This window comes from Comamonas testosteroni TK102 (genome assembly GCF_000739375.1).
GTDB classification, from domain to species: Bacteria; Pseudomonadota; Gammaproteobacteria; order Burkholderiales; family Burkholderiaceae_C; genus Comamonas; species Comamonas brasiliensis.
This window is the reverse complement of the sequence record NZ_CP006704.1, coordinates 2142341-2165675: the sequence shown is the minus strand read 5'-3', so window position 1 is coordinate 2165675 and position 23335 is coordinate 2142341. Positions and strand designations below refer to the sequence as shown.

Here is a 23335-nt window from a genome sequence, read left to right as displayed (position 1 = left end):
CTCAGCGGATCTGCGCCAGCAGCGCGGTGCCTTCGACCACGACGCGGTTGTCCGCGCCCAGCCCTTGCACCACGACCACCGTGGCCGCGTCCAGCGTGCGCACGCGCACCGGCTGCGGGATGTAGCGCTCCGCGCCCGACTTGATCCACACCACCTGCTCGTTGGCGGCATTGCGCACCACGGCCTGAGCGGGCAGCGTGAAGCCTTCGATGCGCTCGGCAAGCTGGGCAATCAGCGTCACGGGCTGGCCCACCGCGAGCGGCAGGGCTTGCCCTGCGCCAGCGGCTTGCAGGCGGAAGTTGACCGGCATCACGCCGTCGCGCAGCGCGCCACCCGCACCCACCAGTTGCAGGCGTGCGCCGGGCGCCTCGCGCAGCGAAGCGCCGGCCATGCGGGCCGGCAGCGCCGCGTCCGCGGTCGAGGCCTCGACCATCAGCCGGGAGGGATCGACAATCTCGAACAACAGTTCGCGGTCATCGGCCACCTGGCCGGCCACCGCCTGCGCACGGGCGATCACGCCCGAGACCGGGGCCACCAGTGCTTCGCGTGCGCCCAGGCTGGCGCCAATGCTTTTTTCTCGTGCGGACAGGCTTTGCAACTCGGCTTTCGCGGCCTCGATGTCCTTGCGCGGCACCGTGCCTTCCAGCGACTGCAGGCGTTCAACGCGCTGGGCGGCAAGCTGGCGGCTGCTGCGCAGTTCGGCCAGTTGCGCTTCCTGGTTGGCCTGGGCATAGGGTTCGGCATGGTGGCGAACATAGGCCAGCACCTCGCCTTTTCGCACTGCCTGTCCGGCGACGGGCAGGCCATGTGGGCCGGCCTCGACGCGGCCGCCATGCACCGCCTGCACGCGACCACCGGCATTCGGGTCCATCACCACGCGGCCCGCCAGCTCCACCGTGGCCTGTGCCTGCGAAGCGGCCACGATCTGCGTACGGATGCCCATGCGCCGCTGCGCGAGCATCGGCACGTTGACGCTGCCGTCGGGCAGGCGCATCAGCCCGTTGACATTCACAGCCTGCGGCGCATCGAGGTGTTCGCCGTTGGGGCCATGCGCGCCAGGGGCCGACCAGGCATTCCCAGCCGCCAGCATGTGGATGGCCGTCACAAGAATCGACACAGAAATCAGACGGGTGTTCATTGGGCGCCTCCTTGGGCTTTGCGGGAACGGCGGGTCCTCCAGGCGCTGGCCGCTGCCAACAACAGCATCACGAGCACGACCCAAACCACGTTGGAGATGCCGTGCCCGTCGCTGTGTCCAGCGCCATCGTGTGCATGTCCGTGGTCATCGCCACTGGCCGTGGTTGCCGGGCCTGTTTGCAGCGTCCCTTCCAGCAGGTCCGACTCCTCGCCGGCCAGGATCGTGACCACCAGCGGATGCGACCCCGGGGCCTTCAGCGCCTTGAGGAAAGCCGGGTCATCGACGGCGTAGTCGCCCATGTCCTCGTGGAACTTGGCGGTCGCCTTCGCCGTGCCGGATTCAACCTCGACCTGGGCTTTGAGCACCGGCTCGTTGGTCTCGAAGCGGTTGATGAGCATCGACAGCTCATCGCCCCGGAGGTGGGCGACCAGCTCGAAACTCTCGGAGCGGGCCTCCATGCGCGGCGCGGTGCTGGCGCTGCCTGCCGCCGCCGTGGGAGTGTCCAGGTGTTCGCCATTGGGGCCATGGGCGCCGGGCGCAGCCCAGGTACCCGCGCTGGAAAGAATCAGCAGGAAGGCCACCGCGGCGCCGGACAGCCATTGCTGCCAGCCATCGGACCACGAGCCACGTCGGGAAAGGGATAGGGAATTCATGGAAGGAGTCCGAGGGTTTGTTGCAGTTGGGCCTGGCTCAGGCCCAGCGCCGCTTGTTGGCGGGCCAGGGCGGCATCCGCCTGTGCGGCGGCATTGGCTGCGCGCAGCAGCTCGGGCAGCGGTGTTTCTCCAGCCTGGAACGATTTGTCGATGAGCTGGGTGCGCTCGCGCAGCAGCGCGGCGCGGTCGCGGGCGTCTTCGAGTTGGCGGGCAGCGTTGCGCATGGCCGAGCGGGCCAGGCCGAGGTCGGCTTCCTGGCGCTCGCGCAGTCGCAGTTCGGTGGTTTCAGCGACATCCAGTTCGCCCAGGGCAGCGGCTTGCAGCGGCGCATTGCGGCCATCGGTGCCAAAGGGGATGCGCACGCCAATGCCGATGCTGCGCTGAGTCGTCTGGCCGGTGCCCGGCGATTCTTCACGGTAGCGCAGCAGCAGCTCGGGCGGATCACGCCGGGATGTGTTGACCACGCCCACCCGCTTGCGCGCCCGTTCCACGGCCTGCGCGGCCAGTCGCAGTTCGGGGTGCACGTCACTGGTCGCAACGTCGAGTCCCGCCGATGGCGTGGATGGAGGTGCCATCTCCGGCATGGCCTCCAGGCCGGTCAGATTGCGCCACTGCGCCTGCGCACCCTGGCGCTTCTGGCGCACCTCGCCCGCCAGGGATTGGGCATCCAGCAGCTCGGCCCGCGCCGCCAGGGCATCGGCGCGCGCCAGGTCGCCGGCGCGGACACGGCGCTGCACGTCGTCGGACAGGCGCTGCAGGTATTGCACCTGGGCTTCGGCCGCATCGGCTTCGGCCTGGGCCGCCGACCAGCGCCAGGCCGCCTCGCGCACCAGGCCCGCCACCCGCAGGCGCGCGGCCTGGGTTTGCGCATCGGCAAGCTGGAGTTCGGCGCCAGCCGCAGCGGAACGTGCGTCGCGCTGACCAGGCAACCACAGCGGCAATGCGACGCCGATCTCGTTCTCGCGCCGCCCGACGTTGGTTTGCCAGCGGTCATTGCGGTGGTTGAGTTCGAGCGCCGGTGGCGCGGCCCAGAGGCTGGAGGCGGCGGTCTGCTCGGCCTGGGCGCGCCGGCCCTGGGCCTGAACTTCGCGTGCCTGCACGGCGCGCTGCCATGCGGCCTCCACGGCTTCGGCCAGGGTGACTCGGAGGTTGTCAGCCGGAGGGGCTGGGAGAGTTGGCGAAGGGGTTTGCGCGGCGGCGGGCAAGGCGCCCCCCACAGCCGCACAGCCTGCGATGGCGCAGGCCACGAACCAAGGAACGGGTTTCACGAAAGTCCTGACTCATTCGATGGCGATCCACAGGCACGCGATGCCTGCCCACATGGACATGCGCGGGCGGGCAAAGAGATGAGGGAATCGCCGGCTTGAAAACAGCCCGGCCGCGCGGGGAGCGCAGCGGGGGGAGGAGTTTTCAGAAGGTCAGGACAGCCGGGGGGGTCTTCGCGGGCCGTCGAGCACAGGCGGCGGCAGTGGCCATTCGTCCATCATGGGCGGACGCGCGGAACCGGTGGGAATGAGCGAGAAGGATGTGACAGCCCATAGGAAGGGGCTGCTCACGCCGCCATCGGCAACGACATGCTGCCGGGACTCGTCGGAGTCGTCCTGGACGACCGAGCCATCGTCATGGTGGTGGTGCGCCTCGCTCAGCGAGTGCATCGCCATATGCGCCACTTCGTGAACATCCGCGAATGCCGCAGCTTGCCCTCCTATGGCAAGGGACTGCCACAGCATGGAGAGTAACATCAGGGCAAGGGCGAACTTGCGGCGCATCATGCGATTCTAGTTTGCCAATGAATGCCAGAATGATTGAGGGGGAGGTGCATCGTCATGTGGTGGCCCGCTGCACCTCGACCGTGACATGCGACAGCTCGTGGATATGCGCCAGCAGCGCCTTGTAGTGCACGGGCTCCTTCGGTTCCCTGGCCATCAACGAAACGATGGCCGCGAAATGTCCCGGCCCCACCTGCCAGACATGCAGATCGGTGACATGGCTTCCGGTGGGCTCCATCGCCTCCCGAATCTCCTGCCGCACTTCCTGCCCCTCGGCGGCGGCGTCCAGCAGCACGCTGCCGGAGTCCTGGATCAGCCCCCATGACCAGCGGGCAATCACCAGCGCGCCAATCACGCCCATGAGCGGATCGGCCCAGAGCCAGCCATAGCTGCGGCCCAGCAGCAGCGCGACGATGGCCAGGATGGAGGTCAGGGCATCGGCCAGCACATGCACATAGGCCGCACGCAGGTTGTTGTCCCGTCCCTTGCCCGGCGCATGGTGATCGTCGTCGTGATCGTGGTGATGCCCATGCCCATGCCCATGCCCATGCGCATGACCGTGATGGGCATGGTGCGCGTGGTCATCCTTCAGCAGCCAGGCGCAGACCAGGTTGATGAGCAGCCCCACGACGGCCACGGCGATCGCCTGGTTGAAGTCGATCTGGATTGGCTGGGTCAGGCGCACCAGGCTTTCCCAGCCAATCAGCAAGGCGATCAGGGCCAGCACCACCGCGCTGGCAAATCCCGCCAAGTCTCCGAGCTTGCCCGTGCCGAAGGTGAAACGCGGATTGCCGGCATGCCGGCGCGCGAAACGGTAGGCCAGCGCGGTGATCAGCATCGCACCCGCATGGGTGGACATGTGCCAGCCGTCCGCCACCAACGCCATCGAGCCATAGACGGTGCCCGCAACGATTTCTACCAGCATCATGCTGGCCGTGAGCGCAATCACCAGCCATACCTTGCTCTCGTTGCGCTGGTGGTTAGCGCCGAGGAAGAAATGGTCGTGTGCGGGCGTGGTGGGGGCGTGGAGATTCATGGCTGAATTTCTGCAATGAGAGGCGCGGGCAACAAGGTCATTTCATGTAGGCCCGAATGACTTCGATCATTTCCTCGCCGCCCTGGTGGCGTTCCTTGTCGGTCGATGGCGCGATGACGTGCTCGCGCAGATGGTCTTCCATCACCTCCGCAGTCAGGCCGTTGACCGCGCCACGCACGGACGCGATCTGGCGCAGCACCTCGACACAGGCTGCATCTGCTTCCAGGGCGCGCTCGATGCCTTCAAGCTGACCCTTGATGCGGCGCACGCGCGCGATCAGCTTGGCTTTTTCTCGGGAAGTGTGGGACATGGCGAGGTCAGTCAATATAGCCTAGGGGGCTATATTACATTGACCATGCTCACCGCTGAGACGGGGTTTGGTCAAAACATGACCAGGCGGATGGGCTTCAAGGCAATTAGCGTCTGGCGGCACTGCGTGCCGGCACGCCCTGAGGCTCATTCAGTCATCACTGTTTTCTGACTCCGCTTGGCAGGAACAGATCGAATTTCCGAGACACTGTCTGGGAAATTGCCAACGCCGGGGATGTGGTTGCCAGCCCCGAAGACCTGGAAGGAAATTCGCCAGACAGTGTCTGGCGAATGGACTCAAGGGGCGTGAGCAATTGTCGTATCAGCGATACGACAATCTCCAACTCCATCCTGCGCCAGCAGCGCATCAAATGCCTGCACCACCTCCCGGCTGACAGCGCCTCCCGCGCACAGCGCAACCAGTTCACCCCGCAGGGATTCAATGATCGGGCTGCTCTCCATTCCACCGAGAGCTTGCGCTACCTGCTGCAGCACGCTTGGCAGTTCGGCGTGATCGCTGTCCGCTTCGATGCCTTGGATGACCTCCAGCGCCAGAGCCGGATCGCTGCGGTACAGCTCGGCCATTGCTTCACCATGGGGCCTGCTTCTTCTCATCTGCGCTCCATTGGCCCGGCTTGACTGCATCGCCGCACAGGCTCCACTCAATGTTGGGGAAGTTGGCCAACTCAAAAAATGAATCTCAGCCCGCCACCAGAATCCCCGGCGCATGCGCCCGCCGTGCAGGCTGCACCACGATCTTGACCTGCTGATCCAGCGACACCAGCGCCTGCATCAGCCGCTCCAGCGAGATGTTCTGGAGCTTGTAGCGGCGCACCTGCGACACCTTGGGCTGGGTCATGCCCGTGATCGCCGCCGCCTCGGTCTGGCTCAGACCGCGCTGGTCGATCAAGGTATTGAGCTTGAGCGCAAGCGCGGCCTTGGCCGTCAGTTCCTCGGCATCGTCAAAGCCTAGATCCATCAGCACGTTGTCGGTGCCTTGGGGATGCTCATTGCGAATCATCACTTTCTCCCGCTCGCCCCGTGACGGGCGAGCACTGCTTTCAGCCGCTTCTCGATCAACTCCACGTCCGGCTGCGGCGTGGCGATGCCGGACTTGGACTTCTTCTGGAACGCATGCAGCACATGCACCGCATCGCCCACCTTCACGGTGTAAACCGCCCGGAAGGTATCGCCCCGGTGGTCTTCCACAAGTTCGTACACGCCAGAGCCCAGCCCCTTCCAAGGCTTGGCCGAATCCGGCGTACTGCCCAACTGGACGATGAACAGCGCCACGCCCATGTCCTTCTGCACGTCGATGGGAAAGTCCTTGAAGTCCTTTTTCGAGGAGCCTTCCCAGTACAGCAGCTTTCGTTTCTGCTCCATGATTATATCCGTTCAGGTATAGATCGCAAGAGCCCGAATTGTCGTTTCAGCGGTACAACAATTCGGGCTAGCTGTTCAGGCGGTCGCTGCCTCGGCCGGCGCGCTGCGTCGAGTTCCTGCGATGGCCTGGCGCCGGTTTGCCACCAGCTCGGCCGCTGCGCGCACCGGCGCATCCTCGGTGTGGACGTAGCGCATGAACATGGCCACGGTCTTGTGCGCCGTCAGCGCCATTCCCACCTTGACCGGGATGCCCGAGTTAGCAATGTCGGTGGCCGAGCGGTGCCGAACGCCGTGCGTACCCACATGGGTCACGCCAGCGCGCTTGAGGATGCGCGTCCAGCCACCGTAATACTCGCCCGTGGTCATATGCTGTCCCGGATGGTTGGGGGACGGGAACACATGCGGGCAGCCATCCTGGCGCGGTGCGGTGGACAGCAGCCGGCAGGCTTCATCGCTCAAGGGCTTGGACATGCCGCCAGTCTTGCTGTCGGGCCAGACCACACGCCTGTTCTCCAAGTCCACCCAATCCCACTGCAGCGTGACGATCTCCGAGCGGCGGGCCGCAAACTCGAATTGCAGCCGGATCGCCAGCGGAAGAACCGCATGGTCTAGGCCCAGCCCGTCGGTTTCCAGAAAATCGAGATGCCGGAACAGCTTGCCCATTTCCTCATCGCTGATGAGGTGCGTGGCCTTGCCATCGGGGTAGGTCGGGACATGGCGGCACGGATTGGTGCCGTCAGGCCGGTAGCCCCACACCTCGGCCAAGTTGAACATCTTGCGCATCACGCTGAATGTGCGGTTCGCCTCGGCCGGCTTGTGCGCCATCTTCTTCATCGTTCCGGCCACATCTGGGCGCTTCACGTCCTGCACCTTCATGCGACCCAGCATCGGGATGATGTTGCGGTCGATGACGCCTTGGTAGCCGTCCTGCGTGCTGGGCTTGTTGCGCTGCTTGGAGTGATCCTCCATGAACTTCTCGCACAACTCCTTGACCGTGGGGGCCTTGCGCGCCGCTGCCTTGTCGGCGGCCGGGTCGCTGCCCCGGCGCACCTGCGCCAGCCACTCCTGCGCCAGCGAGCGGGCTTGCTCGACGGTCAGTTCCCCGAACAGGCCCAGGGCGGGCTTGCGCCGCTCACCGGCGTTCGTGCGGTACTGGAGCATGAACACCTTGCGGCCGGCTGGTGTAATCTTGCACAGGAAGCCGGGCACCAGCGTGTCCCGGAGTTCGACGGCCTGAGCCTGGGGTTGCGCCGCCTCAACAGCGGTCTTGGTGAGCTTGGTTTTCGCCATGATGACTCCTCGGAAAGACCCGTTTCCCAGGAGCCTCATAGGGGCCAGCAGAGGGGAAGCCGGGTCAGGTTTCGGAAAGCACCGGCATATGTTGAACTCGCCTAAGTTATTGATAAACCTGCTGTATCGGGCTTCGGCGTAGTCCAGCGAAGTTCGGTGCTGGAGTCATGGTGAAATGAAAAAAGCCAGACTCAGGGTCTGGCTTTTTGATTGGGGCACATGCCTGGGGCACGGCATGCCCGCTCAGACAGCGGTATCGTCCAACTCGCCCGTGCGGATACGCACCACGCGCTCCACGGGAGTGATGAAGATCTTGCCATCGCCAATCTTGCCGGTGCGCGCGACATTGACGACGGCGTCCACGCAGCGATCCACGTCTTCGTCGCGCACCACCACTTCGATCTTCACCTTGGGCAGGAAATCGACCACGTATTCGGCGCCACGGTAGAGCTCGGTATGGCCTTTCTGGCGGCCGAAACCCTTGACTTCGGTCACGGTCAGACCGTTCACCCCACACTCGGCCAGGGCCTCGCGCACTTCCTCGAGCTTGAAGGGCTTGATGACGGCGGTAATCATTTTCATGGGGCTAGTTCCTCAATGGATTGAAATCGGCAAAACACCGGAGGCAAAGACTCAGGCGCGAAATTTGTTGGTGATGGGATAGCGCCAGTCCTTGCCGAAGCTGCGCATCGTCAGGCGCGGACCGACCGGAGCCTGGCGGCGCTTGTACTCGTTGATTTGTATCAGACGCGTGACCCGTTCCACGTCCGCCGGTGCAAAACCCTCGGCAACGATGGAACTTATGCTCTCGTTGTTTTCCATGTAGCGGGACACGATGGCATCCAGCACCTCGTAGTCCGGCAGGCTGTCCTGATCCTTCTGATCGGGGCGCAGCTCGGCGCTGGGCGGGCGCGTGATGATGCGCTCGGGGATGGGGTCGAGCCCGGTGCCGAAGAGGTCGTTGGCATTGCGCCAGCGCGCCAGCGCGAACACCTCGGTCTTGAACACATCCTTGATGACCGCAAAGCCGCCGGCCATGTCACCGTACAGCGTGCAGTAGCCGGTGGACATCTCGCTCTTGTTGCCCGTGGTCAGCACGATGGAGCCAAACTTGTTGCTCATGGCCATCAGCAGGGTGCCGCGAATACGGGCCTGCAGATTTTCCTCGGTCGTGTCTTCGGCACGCCCCGCAAACGTACCAGCCAGCGCCGCCTTGAAGGCCTCGAACTGCGGCGCGATATCGATCTCTTCGTGCTGTACGCCCACGCGCTCGGACATTTCGCGCGCGTCCAGCCAGCTGATATCGGCCGTATAGGGCGAAGGCATCATGACCGTGCGCACCTTGTCCGCGCCCAGCGCGTCCACTGCGATAGCCAGCACCAGGGCCGAGTCCATGCCGCCCGACAGGCCGATGAGCGCGCCCGGGAAGCGGTTCTTGCCCACATAGTCGCGCACGGACAGCACCAGCGCAGACCAGAGCGCCTGATGGTGGCCCGGCAGAGGCCTGACTTCGCCCATCAGCGTCACGCCGCCATCGCCCGGATGCGCGGCCATCATGGGCAGATCTTCCTCGAAGGCCGCCGCACGCGCCGCCACCTGGCCGTCGGCCTGCACCGCGAACGAGCAGCCGTCAAACACCACTTCGTCCTGGCCACCCACCAGATGGGCATAGACCAGAGGAACCGCGTTTTCCACGGCGCGCTGCGCAATCACCGCCTCGCGCTCCAGGGGTTTGCCGCTATGGAATGGCGAGGCATTGATGACGAGCAGCAACTGGGCGCCTGCGGCCACGGCGGCACGGGCCGGGCCGGCATGCCAGGCGTCTTCGCAAATCAGCAGACCGATACGGATACCGTCAAGCTCGAAGACACAGCTTTGCTCACCGGCCGCAAAGTAGCGCTGTTCGTCAAACACGCCAAAATTGGGCAGCAACTGCTTGTAATAGCGTGCCACCAACTGGCCGTCGCGCAGCACGCTGGCAGCGTTGAACAATGTCCCGGTCTGGGCATCGCGCTGCGGGTGACCGATGACCAGGGCCAGCCCCGGCCATTGGCCGCTGGCCTGCTGCAGCTGCTTCAAGGCCTCGTCGCAGGCATCCAGAAAAGCCGGACGCAGATAAAGGTCTTCGGCCGCATAGCCACACAGGGCAAGCTCGGGCGTGAGCAGCAGGCGGGCACCGTTGGCATAAGCTTGTTCGGCAGCGGCAATGATTTTCTGGACATTGCCAGAGAGGTCTCCCACAACAAAATTGCGTTGGGCACAGCAGATGGAAAGCGTCATGAAATGCAAGCTAGGCGGTGAGGCCACCAGCCCCCGCGACAATCAGGGCATGGCCGAAAACAAGATTATCACTCGCGTGCTTGCCAGCGTGCAGCAGCTGGACGCACAAACCTGGAATGTGCTGCTGGCCTCTCAATCCACGCCCACGCCCTTCATGCGCCACGAATACCTGGCTGCCATGGAGCAAAGCGGCAGCGCCACGCCCGATACGGGCTGGATCGCCCGGGTCATCACCGTCTGGGACGGCGATGAGCTGCTGGCGGCCTGCCCCCTCTATATCAAGACCCACTCCTACGGCGAATATGTGTTTGACTGGGCCTGGGCGCGTGCCTATCAGCAGCATGGCCTGCCTTACTACCCCAAGGGTTTGCTGGCCGTCCCCTTCACGCCCGTGCCCGGCTCGCGCCTGCTGGCGCGCAGCCAGGCGCTGCGCGTGGCGCTGGTGCAGGCCGTCCAGGCCTGGGCAGCCGAGCAGCAGCTGTCATCGCTGCACCTGCTGTTCGGTGATGCCGACGATCTTGCCGCCTGCGCTGCGGCCGGCTGGATGCAGCGCAGCACGGTGCAGTTTCACTGGACGAACACGCCGCCCGCACTCCCCGTTGCGGGCGCCACTCTGCCTGCAGAGGCAGAGCCCGCCAGCCTGCAGGCCTGCGCCGGCACTGCGGCGACACCGTCCCGCTGGAAGGACTTCGACGACTTTCTGGGCTCGCTGAACCAGGAAAAGCGCAAGAAGATCCGCCAGGAGCGGCGCAAGGTTCGCGAAGCCGGCGTGAGCTTCAGAGCCATCAAGGGCTGCGATATCGGTGCGCAGGACTGGTCCTTCTTCTACCGCTGCTATGAGCGCACCTACCTGGAGCATGGCAACCCGCCTTATCTGACACCAGAGTTCTTTGCCGCCATGGCCTCGGCCATGCCCGAGAACTGGGTGATGTTCATCGCCGAGCGCAATGGGCAACCGATTGCATCAAGTTTGATAGCTATTACCGCTTTTCAGGAAACGATTTCAGCATCAAATCTATTTTTTTTTGAGGACAGACAAGCGCAAGACGCTATCAATAACAAAGTTGCCTATGGTCGCTACTGGGGCGCTCTGGAGCGGGTCGACAGCCTGCATTTCGAAGCCTGCTACTACCAGCCCATCGAATGGTGCATTGCCAACGGCTTTGACCGTTTCGAAGGCGGCGCCCAGGGAGAGCACAAGATGGCCCGTGCGCTGCTGCCCGTGGAGACCCCCAGCGCCCACTGGGTGGCCCACCCGGCTTTTGCCGATGCCATCGAGCGCTTTTTGCAGCGCGAAGGCGAAGGCATGGCCCAGTATGTGCAAGAGCTTCAGTCCCATAACCCGCTGCGCAGGGCCTGAAGGCGGAGACAAAAAAGGCCGCTTTGCAGCGGCCTTGAATCCCGTACCCTTGGAGACATTCAAAAGGTTTCCCAGTCATCCTCGTTCAGCGAGGACTTTGGCGCATTGCGGGCAGGCGCGGATTCGCCCGCCATGGACCCGCCCATCAAGGAGCGCGGAGCCGCCTGCCTGGGTGCCGGCTGGGCGGCCACACGGCCGGCAGGTGCCTGGCGCGCTGGTGCGGCAGCAGCGGCCTTGACTGGGGCGGCGGCACGGGAGACAGTCTTTGGCGACTGCTCGTAAGCCGCTGCGCCAGGCAGCTGAAACACCGCCACGGCCTGGACCAGATCCTGTGCCTGCTTGCGCAGCGCACCGGCGGCGGCGGCGCTTTCTTCGACCAGCGCCGCATTCTGCTGCGTCGTCTGATCCATCTGCGTCACCGCCTCGCCCACCTGGGCCACACCCTGGCTCTGCTCCTGGCTGGCGGCACTGATTTCGGTCATCAGGTCCGTCACCCGGCTGATCGCCGACACGATGTCGGCCATGGTGGCTCCGGCCTTGTCCACCAGTTGCGTGCCCTGCTCCACACGTTGCACGCTGGTGTTGATCAAGGCCTTGATTTCCTTGGCAGCTTCGGCGCTGCGCTGGGCCAGGGTGCGCACCTCGCCCGCCACCACGGCAAAACCACGGCCCTGCTCGCCGGCACGCGCCGCTTCCACGGCCGCATTCAGCGCCAGGATATTGGTCTGGAAGGCGATGGAGTCGATGACGGTGATGATGTCGGCAATCTGCTGGCTGCTGTTGTTGATGTCTTTCATGGTCTCCACCACTTCGGCCACCACGGCTCCGCCCTGCGCTGCCACCTGGGAAGCGTTCACGGCCATCTGATTGGCGGCACGGGCGTTGTCGGCGTTCTGGCGCACGGTGGAGCCCAGCTGCTCCATGGAAGCGGCGGTCTGCTCCAGTGCACTGGCCTGCTCCTCGGTGCGGCTGGAGAGATCGGCATTGCCCGAGGCAATCTGCGAACTGGCCGAGGCCACGCCTTCCGCGTTCTGGCGTACCGTGCGCACGGTCTGCACCAGACTGCTTTGCATGCGCTCCAGGGCGCCCAGCAGGCGACCGGTTTCATCCCCTCGCTCCACGCGAATGACGCCGCTCAGATCGCCATTGGCCACGCGGTCCGCGGCCTGTACCGCCTGCTCCAGCGGCGCACGGATGGAGCGCACCAGCCAGATGCCTGCGCCCAGGGCCACCAGCACCGCAATTGCTGCAGCCACGACCAGCAAGCTCACGGCGCGGTCGTAAACCTGCTCCGAAGCCCGCGTCTCGCTTCTTGCCACATCACTGTTGAACTTGATCAGCTTTTGCAGGGTCGCCGAAGACGCGTCGTAGAGCTTGAGAGACTCGCCTCCCAGCAATTGCTTGGCCTATTCCTTGTCGCCGCTGCGCGAGACCTCGAACAACCGCTTGTTCACCTCGACATAACGCTCCCGCTCGTGCAGGAACTGCGTGTAGAGCTCGCGCTCCTCGGCCGTGAGAATCAAAGGCTCGTAGAGCTTTTTGGCCTCGGCCAGATGCTTCTGCAATTGATCGAACTGGCTTTCCACCTGAGCCAAATAACCGGGCTCCTCATTATTGACATGCCGCAACTCTAGCAAGCGGGTGCGCGCCAGGTCGGTATTGAGGGTATTGATCACTTCCACACTGGGCAGGGCGTTGCCGGTGATGGTCTCGGCACTGGAGCGCATGGAGCGCAGCTGCAGCAAAGCCATGGCGACCACCACGACCAGCAACACGACCAGAATCCCGAACGTGCCGAGAATCCGCGTGGAGATTTTGATGCTTTTCATTGATTGCACCTCCCTCTATTACCAATTAGTTTTTTATAAATACTTCTGTTGAATCCAGGCCTGCGAAGCGCACGAATTCACTTTTTTCTGCTCGATCGGGAAATATCTCTCTGAATGGCACACAAGAGATGGAATGAACCGGATACCGGCTTATATGTTTTCAATTGTTTCCAGTTTCATAATCCTTGCCTATCTTCAAGAGCCTACAAATACGTAGGCAACCACTTACATCACCCCACTAGTTACTAGTAGTTACCAATGGCCGTGACGGGGAATTTTCGATGCCGCCACAAGTTACATAGCTTTGAAAAAGCACCAAGCCACCCCTCTTCTTGATCAATATCAAGACAGTTTGGAGAAAGCTTGTAAAAAACCCCGACAGCTTTCGCTATCGGGGTTTTGAGACAAAGGTCATTGAAACCGGAAAATCCTCAGAACTGCTCCCAGTCCTGGTCGCTTCCCAGAGCGGGCTGAGCCGCGGGAACCGCCTTGACCTGCCCCTGGCCGGCCAACGCAGCGACTTGCGGGCCTGCGCTCTTTGCGACCTTGGCCACTGTGGGTTCTGTCCGGTTGTGCAGAGCCGCCTTGGCAAAGCCCTGCGCCTGATTGCCGAGCTGAAAGATTGCCACCGAATCGACCAAGGCCTTGGCCTGGCGCTGCAGGGAGTCGGCCGCCGCGGCACTTTCCTCCACCAGGGCCGCGTTCTGCTGCGTGGCCTGATCCATCTGGGTGATGGCTTCGCCGACCTGGGCCACACCCTGGCTCTGCTCGCTGCTGGCGGCACTGATCTCGCCCATGATGTCCGTCACGCGGCCGATGGCCGTCACGATTTCGGCCATGGTGGCCCCGGCCTTGTCCACCAGCTGCGAGCCCTGCTCCACGCGCTCCACGCTGGCATGGATGAGCTGCTTGATTTCCTTGGCGGCTTCGGCGCTGCGCTGGGCCAGCGTACGGACCTCCCCTGCCACCACGGCAAAGCCACGGCCCTGCTCGCCCGCTCGCGCGGCCTCCACGGCTGCGTTCAGGGCCAGGATATTGGTCTGGAAGGCGATGGAGTCGATCACGCCGATGATGTCGGCAATCTGGCGGCTGCTGTCGTTGATGCCCTTCATGGTATCCACCACCTGGGCCACCACGGCGCCGCCGCGACCCGCGACATCGGAGGCGTTCCTGGCCATCTGGTTGGCGCTCTGGGCATTGTCGGCGTTCTGACGCACGGTCGAGCCCAGCTGCTCCATGGATGCCGCCGTTTCCTCCAGGGCGCTGGCCTGGCTTTCGGTGCGCGATGAAAGATCGGCATTGCCTTGCGCTATTTCGCTGGACGCCAGGGCCACGCCGTGGGCATTGCCGCGCACATCCTGAACCACGGAGGACAGCTGGCGACGCATGTCCTCCAGCGCGTTGAGCAGCAAGCCCATCTCGTCGCGGCGCTGGTTCTTCACCACCATGCCCAGCCTGCCGGCCGCCACGGCCTGCGCCAGCTCGACGGCCTTGGCCACGGGCGCCGTGATGGCGCGTGTCATCGCAATCCCGACCACGGCGGCAAACAGCACCACCAGCGCCAGCGTGCCGAGCAGCCAGTAGCGAGCCAGCTCGAAGCTGGATTTTTCGGCTTGCTGGGCCTGGGCCGCGTTCTCGAGCTGCAGCGTCATCAGCTTGCCCGTGCTTTCCGCCAGCTGGCTGAAGGCCTGCTCGGACAGGCCGGCAAAGAACAGGCCCAGTTCATCGGCCATGCCGGCCTGGCTGTCCACAGTGTTGTAGTCGCCGTCGCGGGCCCGTGCCAGCAACTGCTGATGCAGCTTCAGGAAATTCGCCTTGTTGGCCTGATAGCCCTCATAGGCCTCGCGCAGCGGCTGGCTGGCAATCAGCTCATGGACCACCTTCTCCTGCTCGGCAATGGTCTTCAGGCGCTGCTGGATCTGCTGCTCGTAGCCTTCGATCTCGACCAGAGTGCGTGCGGTGGCGATGCCTGCCTCATGGCGGCGCAGCCGGTTGTACTCGGAGCGCATGGAAGCCGCGTTGTAGACGCTGGGCAGCGCCACCTCGGATACCTCGCGGCCCGCTGCATGAATGCTGGACAGCTGCAGCCAGGCCACCAGCCCGAGCAATGCAGACAACAGCACCAGCGCCGTGAAGCTGATGCCCAACTTGGTCCCCACGCGCCAGTCCGAAATCTTCCAACTCATGCGCATCCCCTCGTATATATCGATGCAGGCAATAAAAAACGCACCAAGCGAGGTCCGCCGGGTGCGCTTCAAATTGTATAGATGCAGATGGCGAGGCTTCTCTGCAAGTAAAGGTTAGAGACCCTTTACTAGTTTGGATCAGCCCTTGTAGTTGGCGATACCGTCCACGATTTCCTTGTGTGCCGCGTCCACGCCCTTCCAGCCCAGAACCTTGACCCACTTGCCCTTTTCCAGATCCTTGTAGTGCTCGAAGAAGTGGGCGATCTGCTGCAGGGTCAGCTCATGGATATCGCTGAGGTGGTTGATCTTGTCGTAGGAAGGCAGCAGCTTCTGTGTGGGAACAGCCAGAACCTTGCCGTCGACGCCGGACTCGTCTTCCATCTCCAGAATGCCGATGGCACGGCAGGGCACCACCACGCCGCTGGGCAGGGGGAAGGGAGTCATCACCAGCACGTCCACGGGGTCGCCGTCGCCAGACAGGGTCTGGGGCACATAGCCGTAGTTCACGGGGTAGTGCATGGCAGTGCCCAGGAAACGATCCACGAACAGGCAGCCGGATTCCTTGTCCACTTCGTACTTCACGGGAGCCGAGTTGGCCGAGATTTCGATGACGACGTTGAAGACTTCAGGCGTCTTGGAGCCGGGGGTCACATTGTTCAGAGACATGATGGTTGGGAGAAGTAATACAAAAAGCCCGCCAGAGCCGACAAGGCATCGGCACCTGAGGGTCAGCCCGCGATTTTAGGCGCATGACCCTAACGCTGGCATTACATGTTTGAAAGCTGGGTCCTCAGCGATGCATTACAGGCGACTGGCAGTGGCCGGAATATCCATAAAAAGGCGATTTACCCTTTACCCGACAATGCTTTTAGCTCTCAGCAACCGAGCATCAAGCATTCACAGGCTGGCGACGGCGCACGGGACCGCTGCGCTGCTCCACTGCCGCCTGCACCTCCTTGCGCAGCCCGAGCGCAAAGCCCAGTTCGGCCACCACAAACAGCGGACCAATCACCAGGCCCATCACATCGTCAAAAAACGCGGGCTTGCGTCCCTCCCAGTAGTGGCCCACGAACTGAATCACCCATCCGAGCGCGAACAGGCCCAGCCCCCAGGCCAGCCAGCTGCCCATGGGCTGCGCAGCAATGGGCGCCGCCAGCGCCAGCATGACGGCCAGCACCACGCTCATGAACAGGCCGTAGCGCCCGTCCAGCCGCCAGTAATACACCGCGGCGGCAAGCGCTGCCAGCAGGGCCAGCGAGATCGGCATACCACCCAGCGCACCCCATTGCAGCCTGGCCAGCAGAATGACCACCGCCTGCATGATGATGGGCACGCCAATGTAGTGCGTGACGATATTGCGCGGGTCGCGGTGGTAGTCGGCGTAGTTGGACAGTTGATCGATTAGGGTTTTCATCGCTGTATCTCCTGGTCGCTTGTCAGAGCATGGTGGCGCAGCATCAACCTTGCCGTCTGTCATGCCACCGACACAAGCGCTAATACCCTCACCCAGGCCTGCACTGGCCTCCGTGCCCCCTGCACGCAAGCGCGGCAGCTTCGAGCATGTCAACTCCAATGACCTCTGGGCCATCGTGCAGGCCGGTCGCTGGTTCCGCTCGCTGCCGCCGGAATTGACCGCCCAGATGCAGCAACTGGCCCAGCCAAGGCTGCTGGCCGCCGGCGAGTGGCTGTTTCGCCGCGGCGATGCCCCTTGCGGCCTGTATGCAGTGGCCAGGGGCTCGCTCAGCATCTCCGGCACGGCAGCGCTTCAGGAAAACACCCGCACGGCCTTGCTGACCTTGATCGAGCCGCCGAGCTGGCTGGGCGAGATCGCCCTCTTCGACGGCGAGCCCCGCACCCACGACGCCTGCGCCAACACCGCCTGCGCCCTGCTGCACATCCCGATACCGCCGCTGCGCGAGTGGCTGGATGCCAATCCGCATTGCTGGCGCCACATGGCCCTGCTGCTGACGCACAAGCTGCGTGCCAGCCTGATTGCCCTGGAGGAGCAGACCGTGCTGCCTGCACCGCAGCGCGTGATGTGCCGTCTGGTGCAGATGGCCATGGGCCACGAGCAATGGGCCGACCGCATGCGCACCCACCGCGAGCTGGCCGTCTCGCAGGAGCAGATCGCACGCATGCTGGGCCTGTCCCGCCAGACCACCAACCAGATCCTGCAGGAGCTGCAGCAGGCCGGCTGGCTGCAGCTGCGGCGCGGCAAGCTGGAGGTTCTGGACCTGGCCGCACTCAAGGCCGCAGCACTCACCGGGCAGATACCCGCGAGCAGCTAGGCGCTCGCCGCCTGGCTCGGAGTCGCCCCGCTGTCGGCTTGGTGCTGGACAAGCCTGCTATCTCTTTGATAATGAAATCGGGTCTGGCGCACCAGACCCGCTTCAAGATCATCGCGGGCGATCCAGCCAGGTTCCGACATGCCGTCGTCGCCCGCCATAACAACGGATACCCCATGCCCCTGCCTCCCAGTGCCAGCCGCACGCCAGCCCCCATCCACATGCGCGACGTCAAATACCGGGGCTATGCCCGTGATGACGGCATGTGGGACGTGGAAGCCGAGCTGATCGACCAGAAAACCTATGACATCGAGCTGCACGGCCGCCGCAAAGTGCCGGCAGGCAAGCCGATTCACCATATGTGGATCCGCCTGACCATCGATGCCGACATGGTGGTGCACGGCATAGAGGCTGCCATGGACGACCACCCTCTGGGCCACTGCCCCCAGGCCACAAAGTCCATGCAGAAGATGGTGGGCTGCTGCATAGCCCGCGGCTGGCGCCGCGCGATTGCCGACAATCTGGGCGGGGTGGTGGGCTGCACGCATCTGCGCGAGTTGCTGTTCAATATGGCAACGCCCGCATTTCACACCGTGCTCAACCAGTTCGGCAACAATGGCTCGGGCCTGCCGCCACGCCACCTGGGCCAGTGTCTGGGCTGGGACTTCAACGGCCCCGGCGTGGCAGAGTTCTACCCCGAGTTCAAGGACTGGAAGCCGCAGGCTCAGCAGCAACTCAGGGAAACCACTACACAAGCCTGATTCACAATACCGACTAGTGCTACCAGCTATCAATTTTGATAGCCCACAACAAGCCCGCTGCCGGCCCGGACTTCGCTCTTGCGGCACAATCGAGCCCATGGCAGAACGTGTGATCCCCTTGGTCGATGAGCGTGCGGCATCCCGCAGCGCAATCGTCCCCAGCCCCCTGCAGGCCCCTACTGGGCTGCTGCAGGATCAATGGGGACGGCCTTTGCGCGACCTGCGCATCAGCGTCACCGACCGCTGCAACTTCCGCTGCAACTACTGCATGCCCAAGGAAGTTTTTGACAAGAACTACCAATATCTGCCCCATAGCTCGCTGCTGAGCTTCGAGGAAATTACGCGCCTGGCCAGATTGTTTGTCGCCCATGGCGTGCGCAAGCTGCGCCTGACCGGCGGCGAGCCGCTGCTGCGCAAGAACATCGAAGCCCTGATCGCCCAGCTGGCCGAGCTGCGCACGCCCGATGGCCTGCCGCTGGACCTGACACTGACCACCAACGCCTCGCTGCTGGCACGCAAGGCCCGTGCCCTGAAGGAAGCCGGCCTGAACCGCGTGACCGTCAGCCTCGACGGGCTGGACGACGCCGTGTTCCGGCGCATGAACGATGTGGATTTCCCCGTGACCGATGTGCTGGCCGGCATCGAGGCTGCGCAGGCCACAGGTCTGTCGCACATCAAGGTGAATATGGTGGTCAAGCGCGGCACCAATGACGACCAGATCCTGCCCATGGCCCGCTACTTCCGCGGCACGGGAATCACCCTGCGCTTCATCGAATACATGGACGTGGGTGCCACCAACGGCTGGCGCATGGACGAGGTACTGCCCTCGGACGAGGTCATAGCGCGTCTGCGCGCCGAGCTGCCGCTGATCCCGCTGGCGCCCAGCGCCCCGGGCGAGACCGCCGTGCGCTGGGGCTATGCCGATGCCAGCGGTCAATATGACCCGCAGCTGGGCGAGGTGGGCGTCATCAGCAGCGTGACCCACGCTTTCTGCGGCGACTGCAACCGCGCACGCCTGTCCACCGAGGGCCAGCTCTATCTGTGCCTGTTCGCCAGCCAGGGCTGGGACTTGCGCAGCCTGCTGCGCACCGGTGCCAGCGATACCGAGATTGCTGCTGCCATCGCCCCCATCTGGCAGCAGCGCGACGATCGCTACTCGCAGCTGCGCAGCGAAATGCCGCCCGATATGGCGCCGCAGCGGCAAGGCCGGCGCATCGAGATGAGCTATATCGGTGGCTGACTCACGCATCCCCCCTGAGCAGATCACCGGCTGCGTGCTGGCCGGGGGGCGCGGCGCGCGCATGGGCGGCGTGGACAAAGGCCTGCAGCGCTTTCAGGGCTTGCCACTGGCACTGCATGCATTGCAGCGCCTGGCCCCGCAGGTCGGCCCCCTGCTCATCAATGCCAATCGCAATGCAGCGGCCTATGCCGAGCTGGGCCAGCCACTGGCTGCCGAGGTCTGCGCCGACAGCCTGCCCGACTACCCCGGCCCGTTGGCGGGCTTCATGGCCGGCCTCGCGCATTGCCGCACGCCATGGCTGCTGTGCGTGCCCTGCGATACGCCGCTGCTGCCCCTCGATCTGGCGGCGCGAATGCTGGCGTCGCGCGGCGAGGCCGATATCGTCATCGCTCACGGCTGGGATACCGAGCATGCCAAGCCGGGCCAGCCGCCGCAGCTGCGCGCCCAGCCCGTGTTCTGCCTGCTGCGGGCCCAGCTCGCCTCCAGCCTGGAGTGCTTCATCATCGGCGGCGGCCGCAAGATAGACGCCTGGACCGGCCAGCATCGCAGCGCCCAGGCCCTATTTGACCGCCCTGGGGACGAGCAGGCCTTCAGCAACGCCAATACGCTGGCCCAGTTGCTTGATCTGGAGCAAATCGCCACCGAGCGCCAACCCTGATTCACCGGCACGTCAAGCCAGAAGCGTAAAGTGCCACGCAGCCCCATGGCCGCATCCCGTCATGAGGTTTTTTATTTTTTTGCCGTTATGACTGCGACTTTTCAACCTGCCGCCTCCACCAGCGCCCAGACGCTGACCACTGACCAGGTACTGCAACAGCTACAGGCCCTGCTGCAGCCGCTGGGTGCGGTTGCCGAGGTGGAAACCGTCGCCCTGCCCGATGCTCTGGATCGTGTGCTGGCAGCCGATGTGATCTGCCCCGTCAATGTCCCTCCCCATGACAACAGCGCCATGGATGGCTATGCCTTTGCCAGCAGTGAACTGGAGCATGCACAGCCCGGCCAGCCACTGATGCTGCGTGTGGTGGGGACGGCTCTGGCCGGAGGGCCGTGGCAAGGCCAGCTTGGCGCGGGCCAATGCGTGAAGATCATGACGGGTGCGGTCATGCCTGTGGGTGCGGATACGGTAGTAGCCCATGAGCAGGCCAGCGCTGACCAGGAGTGCATTCGGTTTGACGGCTGTACCCTGCAGGCAGGCACCAATCGTCGCCTGCGCGGCGAAGACCTGGAGCAAGGCTCTGTGGCGCTGCAGGCCGGCCAGCGTCTCACCCCAGCCGCCCTGGGCCTGCTGGCCAGCCTGGGACTGGGCCAGGTCAGCGTGCGGCGCAGGCTCAGCGTGGCTTACTTCTCCACCGGCGACGAGCTGCTGAGCCCCGGCGCCGAGCCGCGCGAGGGAGCCATCTACGACAGCAACCGCTTCAGCCTGCAGGCGCTGCTGCACCGCCTGGGCGCCCATGTGCTGGACCTGGGGGCCGTGCCCGATGAGCCGACCGCGCTGGAAGACCGCCTGCGCGAAGCAGCCACCCTGGCCGATGTGGTGCTGACCAGTGGCGGCATCAGCACCGGCGAGGCCGATCACACCCGCGCGATGCTGCAACGTCTGGGCACCGTGCAGTTCTGGCGTGTGGCCATGCGCCCCGGTCGGCCACTGGCGGTGGGCCTGCTCGCTCCCGCAGGCGGAATCTCCTTGACCAGATCGGCAGGCATCCCGATCAAGACAAGCGCAGGCGTCTCCCACAGTCAGAGCAATACACCACCTACCCAACGCCCGGCGGTGCTGCTGGGGCTGCCCGGCAACCCGGTGGCCGCCATGGTGAGCTTTCTGATGTTTGTGCGTCCGGCCCTGGCCATGCTGGCAGGCGAACGCGTCGCCCCCGTGCCATTGCTGCAGGCGATCAGCGGCGAGCGCCTGCGCAAACGCCCGGGCCGTACCGAATATCTGCGCGGCGTGCTCGAACTCGACAAGAAGGGCCAGGCCGCCGTGCGCACCACGGGCCCGCAAGGCTCGGGCGTGCTCAGCTCCATGGTCGCAGCCGACTGCATCATCGTGCTGGACGATGCGCGCGGCGATGTCCAGCCCGGAGAATCCGTCAACATCCTGCTGCTGCAGGGTCTGATCTGAAGACAGACTTGCCGTCTGATCCTCGACCCTCGATCCATTCTGGGAAATATTGCATGCCATACCAAGCCACCCACTGGGCCACAGAACCCACAAGGCAGGCCATCGATGCGCTCAAGGGCGCGAACTTGCTGGAATTCGGCACCCCCTGGTGCGGCCACTGCCAGCGCGCCCAGCCGCTGCTGCAGTCCGCGCTGGCTGCCCAGTCCGAAGTGGCGCACATCAAGGTGGAAGACGGCCCCGGCCGGCCGCTGGGGCGCAGCTATCGCGTCAAGCTCTGGCCCACGCTGATTTTTCTGCGTGACGGCAAGGAAATGGCACGCATCGTGCGCCCCGAATCCGAGCAGCAGATCCAAGAAGCACTGGCGCAGATCACGAACTGAGCCAGCGCAGCGGCTGGCTCAGCCGTTTTTGAGGGCCAGCTCCACGCCCTTGTTGGCCAGCGCATCGGCGCGCTCGTTGCCGGGGTCCCCGGCATGGCCCTTGACCCAGCGCCAGTCGATACGGTGACCGCTGCCCTGAACCAGCGCGTCCAGCTGCTTCCATAGCTCGACATTCTTGACTGGTTCCTTGGAAGCGGTGACCCAGCCCTTGGCCTTCCAGCCCTGTATCCACTCGGTAATGCCTTTGCGCACGTACTGGCTGTCCAGATACAGCACCACATCGCAGGGGCGCTTGAGCGCGGACAGCGCCTCGATCACGGCCTTGAGCTCCATGCGGTTATTGGTGGTTCCCAGTTCACCACCGAAGAGTTCCTTCTGCGCCGATCCGGCCTGCAGCAATGCGCCCCAGCCCCCAGGCCCGGGATTGCCCTTGCAGGCGCCATCGGTATAGATCACAACTTGATTCAATTTTCTTCCTTGTTACGCCAGAACATGTCCGGCGGCTGCTTCTGGGTAACGGGCGCCTTCATGCCAACCGGCACGCTGCTCTTGCGCCAGCTCGGGCTCATCAGTCGCATGCCCTGCACGCGCTTGACGGCGACCACGCAATAGACGCCCCCCATCACCGGCCAGCAGCGGTGGCCCAGGCCTTCCATGAACTGCCAGCGGCTCAGCCACTTCTCACTTTGAGTGGCAGGACGATAACAGCCAAATTGCACGGCTTCGATCTCGAAGCTCAGCAATCGCAGCCAATCGCGCAAACGCCAGTAGCCCACGCCCAGGCTCAGGTCCGGCAAATAGCCCGCGCTGCGCTCCACCCGTCGCTGCAGACCCAGCAGACTGGAGGGATTCAGCCCGCTGATCACCAGCCGACCTTCCGGCACCAGCACGCGCGCAGCCTCGCGCAGCGCGGCATGCGGGTCGTTGGAGGCCTCCAGCGTATGCGGCATCAGCAGCAGGTCGAGGCTGGCCTCGGCAAAAGGCAGGGCTTCCGGAGCGGTCCTGAGCGCCGGCATCAACGGGGCAAAATTCTGCGTTTCTTCGGCGGGCGGCTGCGCCTGCGACACTCGGACCGCCGCCGCTTGCGCTACAGTGCCTGCTTTTGCATCCGGAACGGGATCGAGGCCCTCCAGCGCCAGCCAGCGATGGGGCATGCGGTTGCCGCGCAGGCCTTGCAGCTGCGGCAAGCCCAGTTGCAGGGCGTGGTAGCCAAAGATATCGGCCACCGCCTCGTCAAAGCGCTGCTGCTCCCATTCCAGGAGGTAGTGCCCTAGGGCTGAATCCGTCCAGTGATGCATCTCTATAATTTTGCAGCTC

At 64.3% G+C, this 23335-nt stretch carries 24 protein-coding genes and 1 pseudogene; 7 read left to right on the top strand and 18 right to left on the bottom strand.

The genetic code is table 11. The features are described 5' to 3' along the window. Window position 1 precedes the first annotated feature (1 nt). From O987_RS09815 to O987_RS09760, 12 genes are all read right to left on the bottom strand, one after another. Entirely contained in the window at window positions 2-1138 is a 1137-nt protein-coding gene (locus O987_RS09815) for an efflux RND transporter periplasmic adaptor subunit (RefSeq protein ID WP_043371960.1), read from the bottom strand. Beyond that, a complete protein-coding gene (locus O987_RS09810; RefSeq protein WP_051962159.1) occupies window positions 1135-1791 on the bottom strand; it encodes a hypothetical protein in 657 nt (218 codons plus the stop codon). The genes O987_RS09815 and O987_RS09810 overlap by 4 nt, the downstream gene beginning before the upstream one ends. Then, entirely contained in the window at window positions 1788-3059 is a 1272-nt protein-coding gene (locus O987_RS09805; protein ID WP_043371958.1) for a TolC family protein, read from the bottom strand. The genes O987_RS09810 and O987_RS09805 overlap by 4 nt, the downstream gene beginning before the upstream one ends. A gap of 150 nt (window positions 3060-3209) precedes the next feature. Continuing rightward, window positions 3210-3521: a hypothetical protein gene (locus tag O987_RS09800; protein ID WP_144244917.1), complete on the bottom strand. Its 312-nt coding sequence runs from the start codon at window positions 3519-3521 to the stop codon at window positions 3210-3212. A gap of 94 nt (window positions 3522-3615) precedes the next feature. Further along, the gene (dmeF, locus tag O987_RS09795; protein WP_043371956.1) at window positions 3616-4596 is read right to left on the bottom strand and encodes a CDF family Co(II)/Ni(II) efflux transporter DmeF; all 981 of its coding nucleotides are present in this window, start codon (window positions 4594-4596) and stop codon (window positions 3616-3618) included. Window positions 4597-4633: 37 nt separating this feature from the next. Then, on the bottom strand, window positions 4634-4906 hold the full coding sequence (locus O987_RS09790; RefSeq protein WP_043371954.1) for a metal/formaldehyde-sensitive transcriptional repressor: 273 nt from the start codon (window positions 4904-4906) through the stop codon (window positions 4634-4636). 296 nt (window positions 4907-5202) lie between these two features. Further along, window positions 5203-5490: a hypothetical protein gene (locus O987_RS29420; RefSeq protein ID WP_310936192.1), complete on the bottom strand. Its 288-nt coding sequence runs from the start codon at window positions 5488-5490 to the stop codon at window positions 5203-5205. Window positions 5491-5605: 115 nt separating this feature from the next. Further along, a complete protein-coding gene (locus tag O987_RS09780) occupies window positions 5606-5926 on the bottom strand; it encodes a helix-turn-helix domain-containing protein (RefSeq protein ID WP_043371951.1) in 321 nt (106 codons plus the stop codon). Continuing rightward, the gene (locus O987_RS09775; RefSeq protein WP_043371950.1) at window positions 5926-6288 is read right to left on the bottom strand and encodes a type II toxin-antitoxin system RelE/ParE family toxin; all 363 of its coding nucleotides are present in this window, start codon (window positions 6286-6288) and stop codon (window positions 5926-5928) included. Before O987_RS09775 ends, O987_RS09780 begins: the two co-directional genes overlap by 1 nt. Before the next feature lie 75 nt (window positions 6289-6363). Beyond that, window positions 6364-7578, bottom strand: a complete 1215-nt coding sequence (locus O987_RS09770; RefSeq protein WP_043371948.1) for a tyrosine-type recombinase/integrase — start codon at window positions 7576-7578, stop codon at window positions 6364-6366. Between the two features lie 243 nt (window positions 7579-7821). Then, entirely contained in the window at window positions 7822-8160 is a 339-nt protein-coding gene (locus O987_RS09765; protein WP_003056652.1) for a P-II family nitrogen regulator, read from the bottom strand. Between the two features lie 51 nt (window positions 8161-8211). Then, window positions 8212-9858, bottom strand: coding sequence for an NAD+ synthase (locus O987_RS09760; protein WP_043371946.1), 1647 nt, complete (start codon window positions 9856-9858; stop codon window positions 8212-8214). On the opposite strand from O987_RS09760, the gene O987_RS09755 reads away from it, so the two are divergent. Next, window positions 9857-11218, top strand: a complete 1362-nt coding sequence (locus tag O987_RS09755; RefSeq protein ID WP_043371944.1) for a GNAT family N-acetyltransferase — start codon at window positions 9857-9859, stop codon at window positions 11216-11218. The genes O987_RS09760 and O987_RS09755 overlap by 2 nt on opposite strands. A 59-nt stretch (window positions 11219-11277) precedes the next feature. Here the strand turns inward: O987_RS09755 and O987_RS29755 are convergent. The 4 genes and pseudogenes from O987_RS29755 to O987_RS09735 all read right to left on the bottom strand — a co-directional run bounded on the left by O987_RS29755 (window position 11278) and on the right by O987_RS09735 (window position 16647). Next, window positions 11278-13047 (bottom strand): annotated as a pseudogene (locus O987_RS29755) (methyl-accepting chemotaxis protein). Between the two features lie 431 nt (window positions 13048-13478). Further along, window positions 13479-15233, bottom strand: coding sequence for a methyl-accepting chemotaxis protein (locus O987_RS09745; RefSeq protein WP_003056660.1), 1755 nt, complete (start codon window positions 15231-15233; stop codon window positions 13479-13481). Window positions 15234-15371: 138 nt separating this feature from the next. Next, window positions 15372-15899: an inorganic diphosphatase gene (ppa, locus tag O987_RS09740; protein WP_003056663.1), complete on the bottom strand. Its 528-nt coding sequence runs from the start codon at window positions 15897-15899 to the stop codon at window positions 15372-15374. 223 nt (window positions 15900-16122) lie between these two features. After that, window positions 16123-16647 (bottom strand): DUF962 domain-containing protein, encoded by a 525-nt coding sequence (locus O987_RS09735; RefSeq protein ID WP_043371942.1) that lies wholly within the window; start codon window positions 16645-16647, stop codon window positions 16123-16125. Window positions 16648-16708: 61 nt separating this feature from the next. On the opposite strand from O987_RS09735, the gene O987_RS09730 reads away from it, so the two are divergent. The 6 genes from O987_RS09730 to O987_RS09705 all read left to right on the top strand — a co-directional run bounded on the left by O987_RS09730 (window position 16709) and on the right by O987_RS09705 (window position 22018). Then, window positions 16709-17521, top strand: a complete 813-nt coding sequence (locus tag O987_RS09730; RefSeq protein WP_003056666.1) for a Crp/Fnr family transcriptional regulator — start codon at window positions 16709-16711, stop codon at window positions 17519-17521. 173 nt (window positions 17522-17694) lie between these two features. Next, on the top strand, window positions 17695-18279 hold the full coding sequence (locus tag O987_RS09725) for a DUF2889 domain-containing protein (protein ID WP_043376301.1): 585 nt from the start codon (window positions 17695-17697) through the stop codon (window positions 18277-18279). Between the two features lie 97 nt (window positions 18280-18376). Then, window positions 18377-19519, top strand: a complete 1143-nt coding sequence (gene moaA / locus O987_RS09720; protein WP_003056668.1) for a GTP 3',8-cyclase MoaA — start codon at window positions 18377-18379, stop codon at window positions 19517-19519. Further along, a complete protein-coding gene (gene mobA, locus O987_RS09715; RefSeq protein ID WP_043371940.1) occupies window positions 19512-20177 on the top strand; it encodes a molybdenum cofactor guanylyltransferase MobA in 666 nt (221 codons plus the stop codon). The genes moaA and mobA overlap by 8 nt, the downstream gene beginning before the upstream one ends. An 87-nt stretch (window positions 20178-20264) precedes the next feature. Continuing rightward, window positions 20265-21638, top strand: a complete 1374-nt coding sequence (glp, locus tag O987_RS09710) for a gephyrin-like molybdotransferase Glp (RefSeq protein WP_043371938.1) — start codon at window positions 20265-20267, stop codon at window positions 21636-21638. Between the two features lie 53 nt (window positions 21639-21691). Continuing rightward, on the top strand, window positions 21692-22018 hold the full coding sequence (locus O987_RS09705; RefSeq protein ID WP_043371937.1) for a thioredoxin family protein: 327 nt from the start codon (window positions 21692-21694) through the stop codon (window positions 22016-22018). Window positions 22019-22036: 18 nt separating this feature from the next. Here the strand turns inward: O987_RS09705 and rnhA are convergent, their stop codons facing one another. Both rnhA and O987_RS09695 read right to left on the bottom strand, forming a co-directional pair. Then, entirely contained in the window at window positions 22037-22486 is a 450-nt protein-coding gene (gene rnhA, locus O987_RS09700; RefSeq protein WP_003056672.1) for a ribonuclease HI, read from the bottom strand. Continuing rightward, on the bottom strand, window positions 22483-23316 hold the full coding sequence (locus tag O987_RS09695) for a class I SAM-dependent methyltransferase (protein ID WP_043371935.1): 834 nt from the start codon (window positions 23314-23316) through the stop codon (window positions 22483-22485). Before O987_RS09695 ends, rnhA begins: the two co-directional genes overlap by 4 nt. Window positions 23317-23335 lie beyond the last annotated feature (19 nt).

What these genes read in the sequence shown, in the direction of transcription:
- O987_RS29420 (WP_310936192.1), bottom strand. Translation starts at nt 5,490, where the DNA reads ATGGCCGAGCTGTACCGCAGCGATCCGGCTCTGGCGCTGGAGGTCATC.
- O987_RS09725 (WP_043376301.1), top strand. Translation starts at nt 17,695, where the DNA reads ATGCCCCTGCCTCCCAGTGCCAGCCGCACGCCAGCCCCCATCCACATG.
- O987_RS09810 (WP_051962159.1), bottom strand. Translation starts at nt 1,791, where the DNA reads ATGAATTCCCTATCCCTTTCCCGACGTGGCTCGTGGTCCGATGGCTGG.
- O987_RS09775 (WP_043371950.1), bottom strand. Translation starts at nt 6,288, where the DNA reads ATGGAGCAGAAACGAAAGCTGCTGTACTGGGAAGGCTCCTCGAAAAAG.
- O987_RS09730 (WP_003056666.1), top strand. Translation starts at nt 16,709, where the DNA reads ATGCCACCGACACAAGCGCTAATACCCTCACCCAGGCCTGCACTGGCC.
- O987_RS09780 (WP_043371951.1), bottom strand. Translation starts at nt 5,926, where the DNA reads ATGATTCGCAATGAGCATCCCCAAGGCACCGACAACGTGCTGATGGAT.
- moaA (WP_003056668.1), top strand. Translation starts at nt 18,377, where the DNA reads ATGGCAGAACGTGTGATCCCCTTGGTCGATGAGCGTGCGGCATCCCGC.
- O987_RS09735 (WP_043371942.1), bottom strand. Translation starts at nt 16,647, where the DNA reads ATGAAAACCCTAATCGATCAACTGTCCAACTACGCCGACTACCACCGC.
- O987_RS09745 (WP_003056660.1), bottom strand. Translation starts at nt 15,233, where the DNA reads ATGAGTTGGAAGATTTCGGACTGGCGCGTGGGGACCAAGTTGGGCATC.
- O987_RS09755 (WP_043371944.1), top strand. Translation starts at nt 9,857, where the DNA reads ATGAAATGCAAGCTAGGCGGTGAGGCCACCAGCCCCCGCGACAATCAG.
- O987_RS09800 (WP_144244917.1), bottom strand. Translation starts at nt 3,521, where the DNA reads ATGCTGTGGCAGTCCCTTGCCATAGGAGGGCAAGCTGCGGCATTCGCG.
- O987_RS09770 (WP_043371948.1), bottom strand. Translation starts at nt 7,578, where the DNA reads ATGGCGAAAACCAAGCTCACCAAGACCGCTGTTGAGGCGGCGCAACCC.
- O987_RS09705 (WP_043371937.1), top strand. Translation starts at nt 21,692, where the DNA reads ATGCCATACCAAGCCACCCACTGGGCCACAGAACCCACAAGGCAGGCC.
- O987_RS09695 (WP_043371935.1), bottom strand. Translation starts at nt 23,316, where the DNA reads ATGCATCACTGGACGGATTCAGCCCTAGGGCACTACCTCCTGGAATGG.
- O987_RS09790 (WP_043371954.1), bottom strand. Translation starts at nt 4,906, where the DNA reads ATGTCCCACACTTCCCGAGAAAAAGCCAAGCTGATCGCGCGCGTGCGC.
- O987_RS09765 (WP_003056652.1), bottom strand. Translation starts at nt 8,160, where the DNA reads ATGAAAATGATTACCGCCGTCATCAAGCCCTTCAAGCTCGAGGAAGTG.
- O987_RS09815 (WP_043371960.1), bottom strand. Translation starts at nt 1,138, where the DNA reads ATGAACACCCGTCTGATTTCTGTGTCGATTCTTGTGACGGCCATCCAC.
- dmeF (WP_043371956.1), bottom strand. Translation starts at nt 4,596, where the DNA reads ATGAATCTCCACGCCCCCACCACGCCCGCACACGACCATTTCTTCCTC.
- ppa (WP_003056663.1), bottom strand. Translation starts at nt 15,899, where the DNA reads ATGTCTCTGAACAATGTGACCCCCGGCTCCAAGACGCCTGAAGTCTTC.
- O987_RS09760 (WP_043371946.1), bottom strand. Translation starts at nt 9,858, where the DNA reads ATGACGCTTTCCATCTGCTGTGCCCAACGCAATTTTGTTGTGGGAGAC.
- glp (WP_043371938.1), top strand. Translation starts at nt 20,265, where the DNA reads ATGACTGCGACTTTTCAACCTGCCGCCTCCACCAGCGCCCAGACGCTG.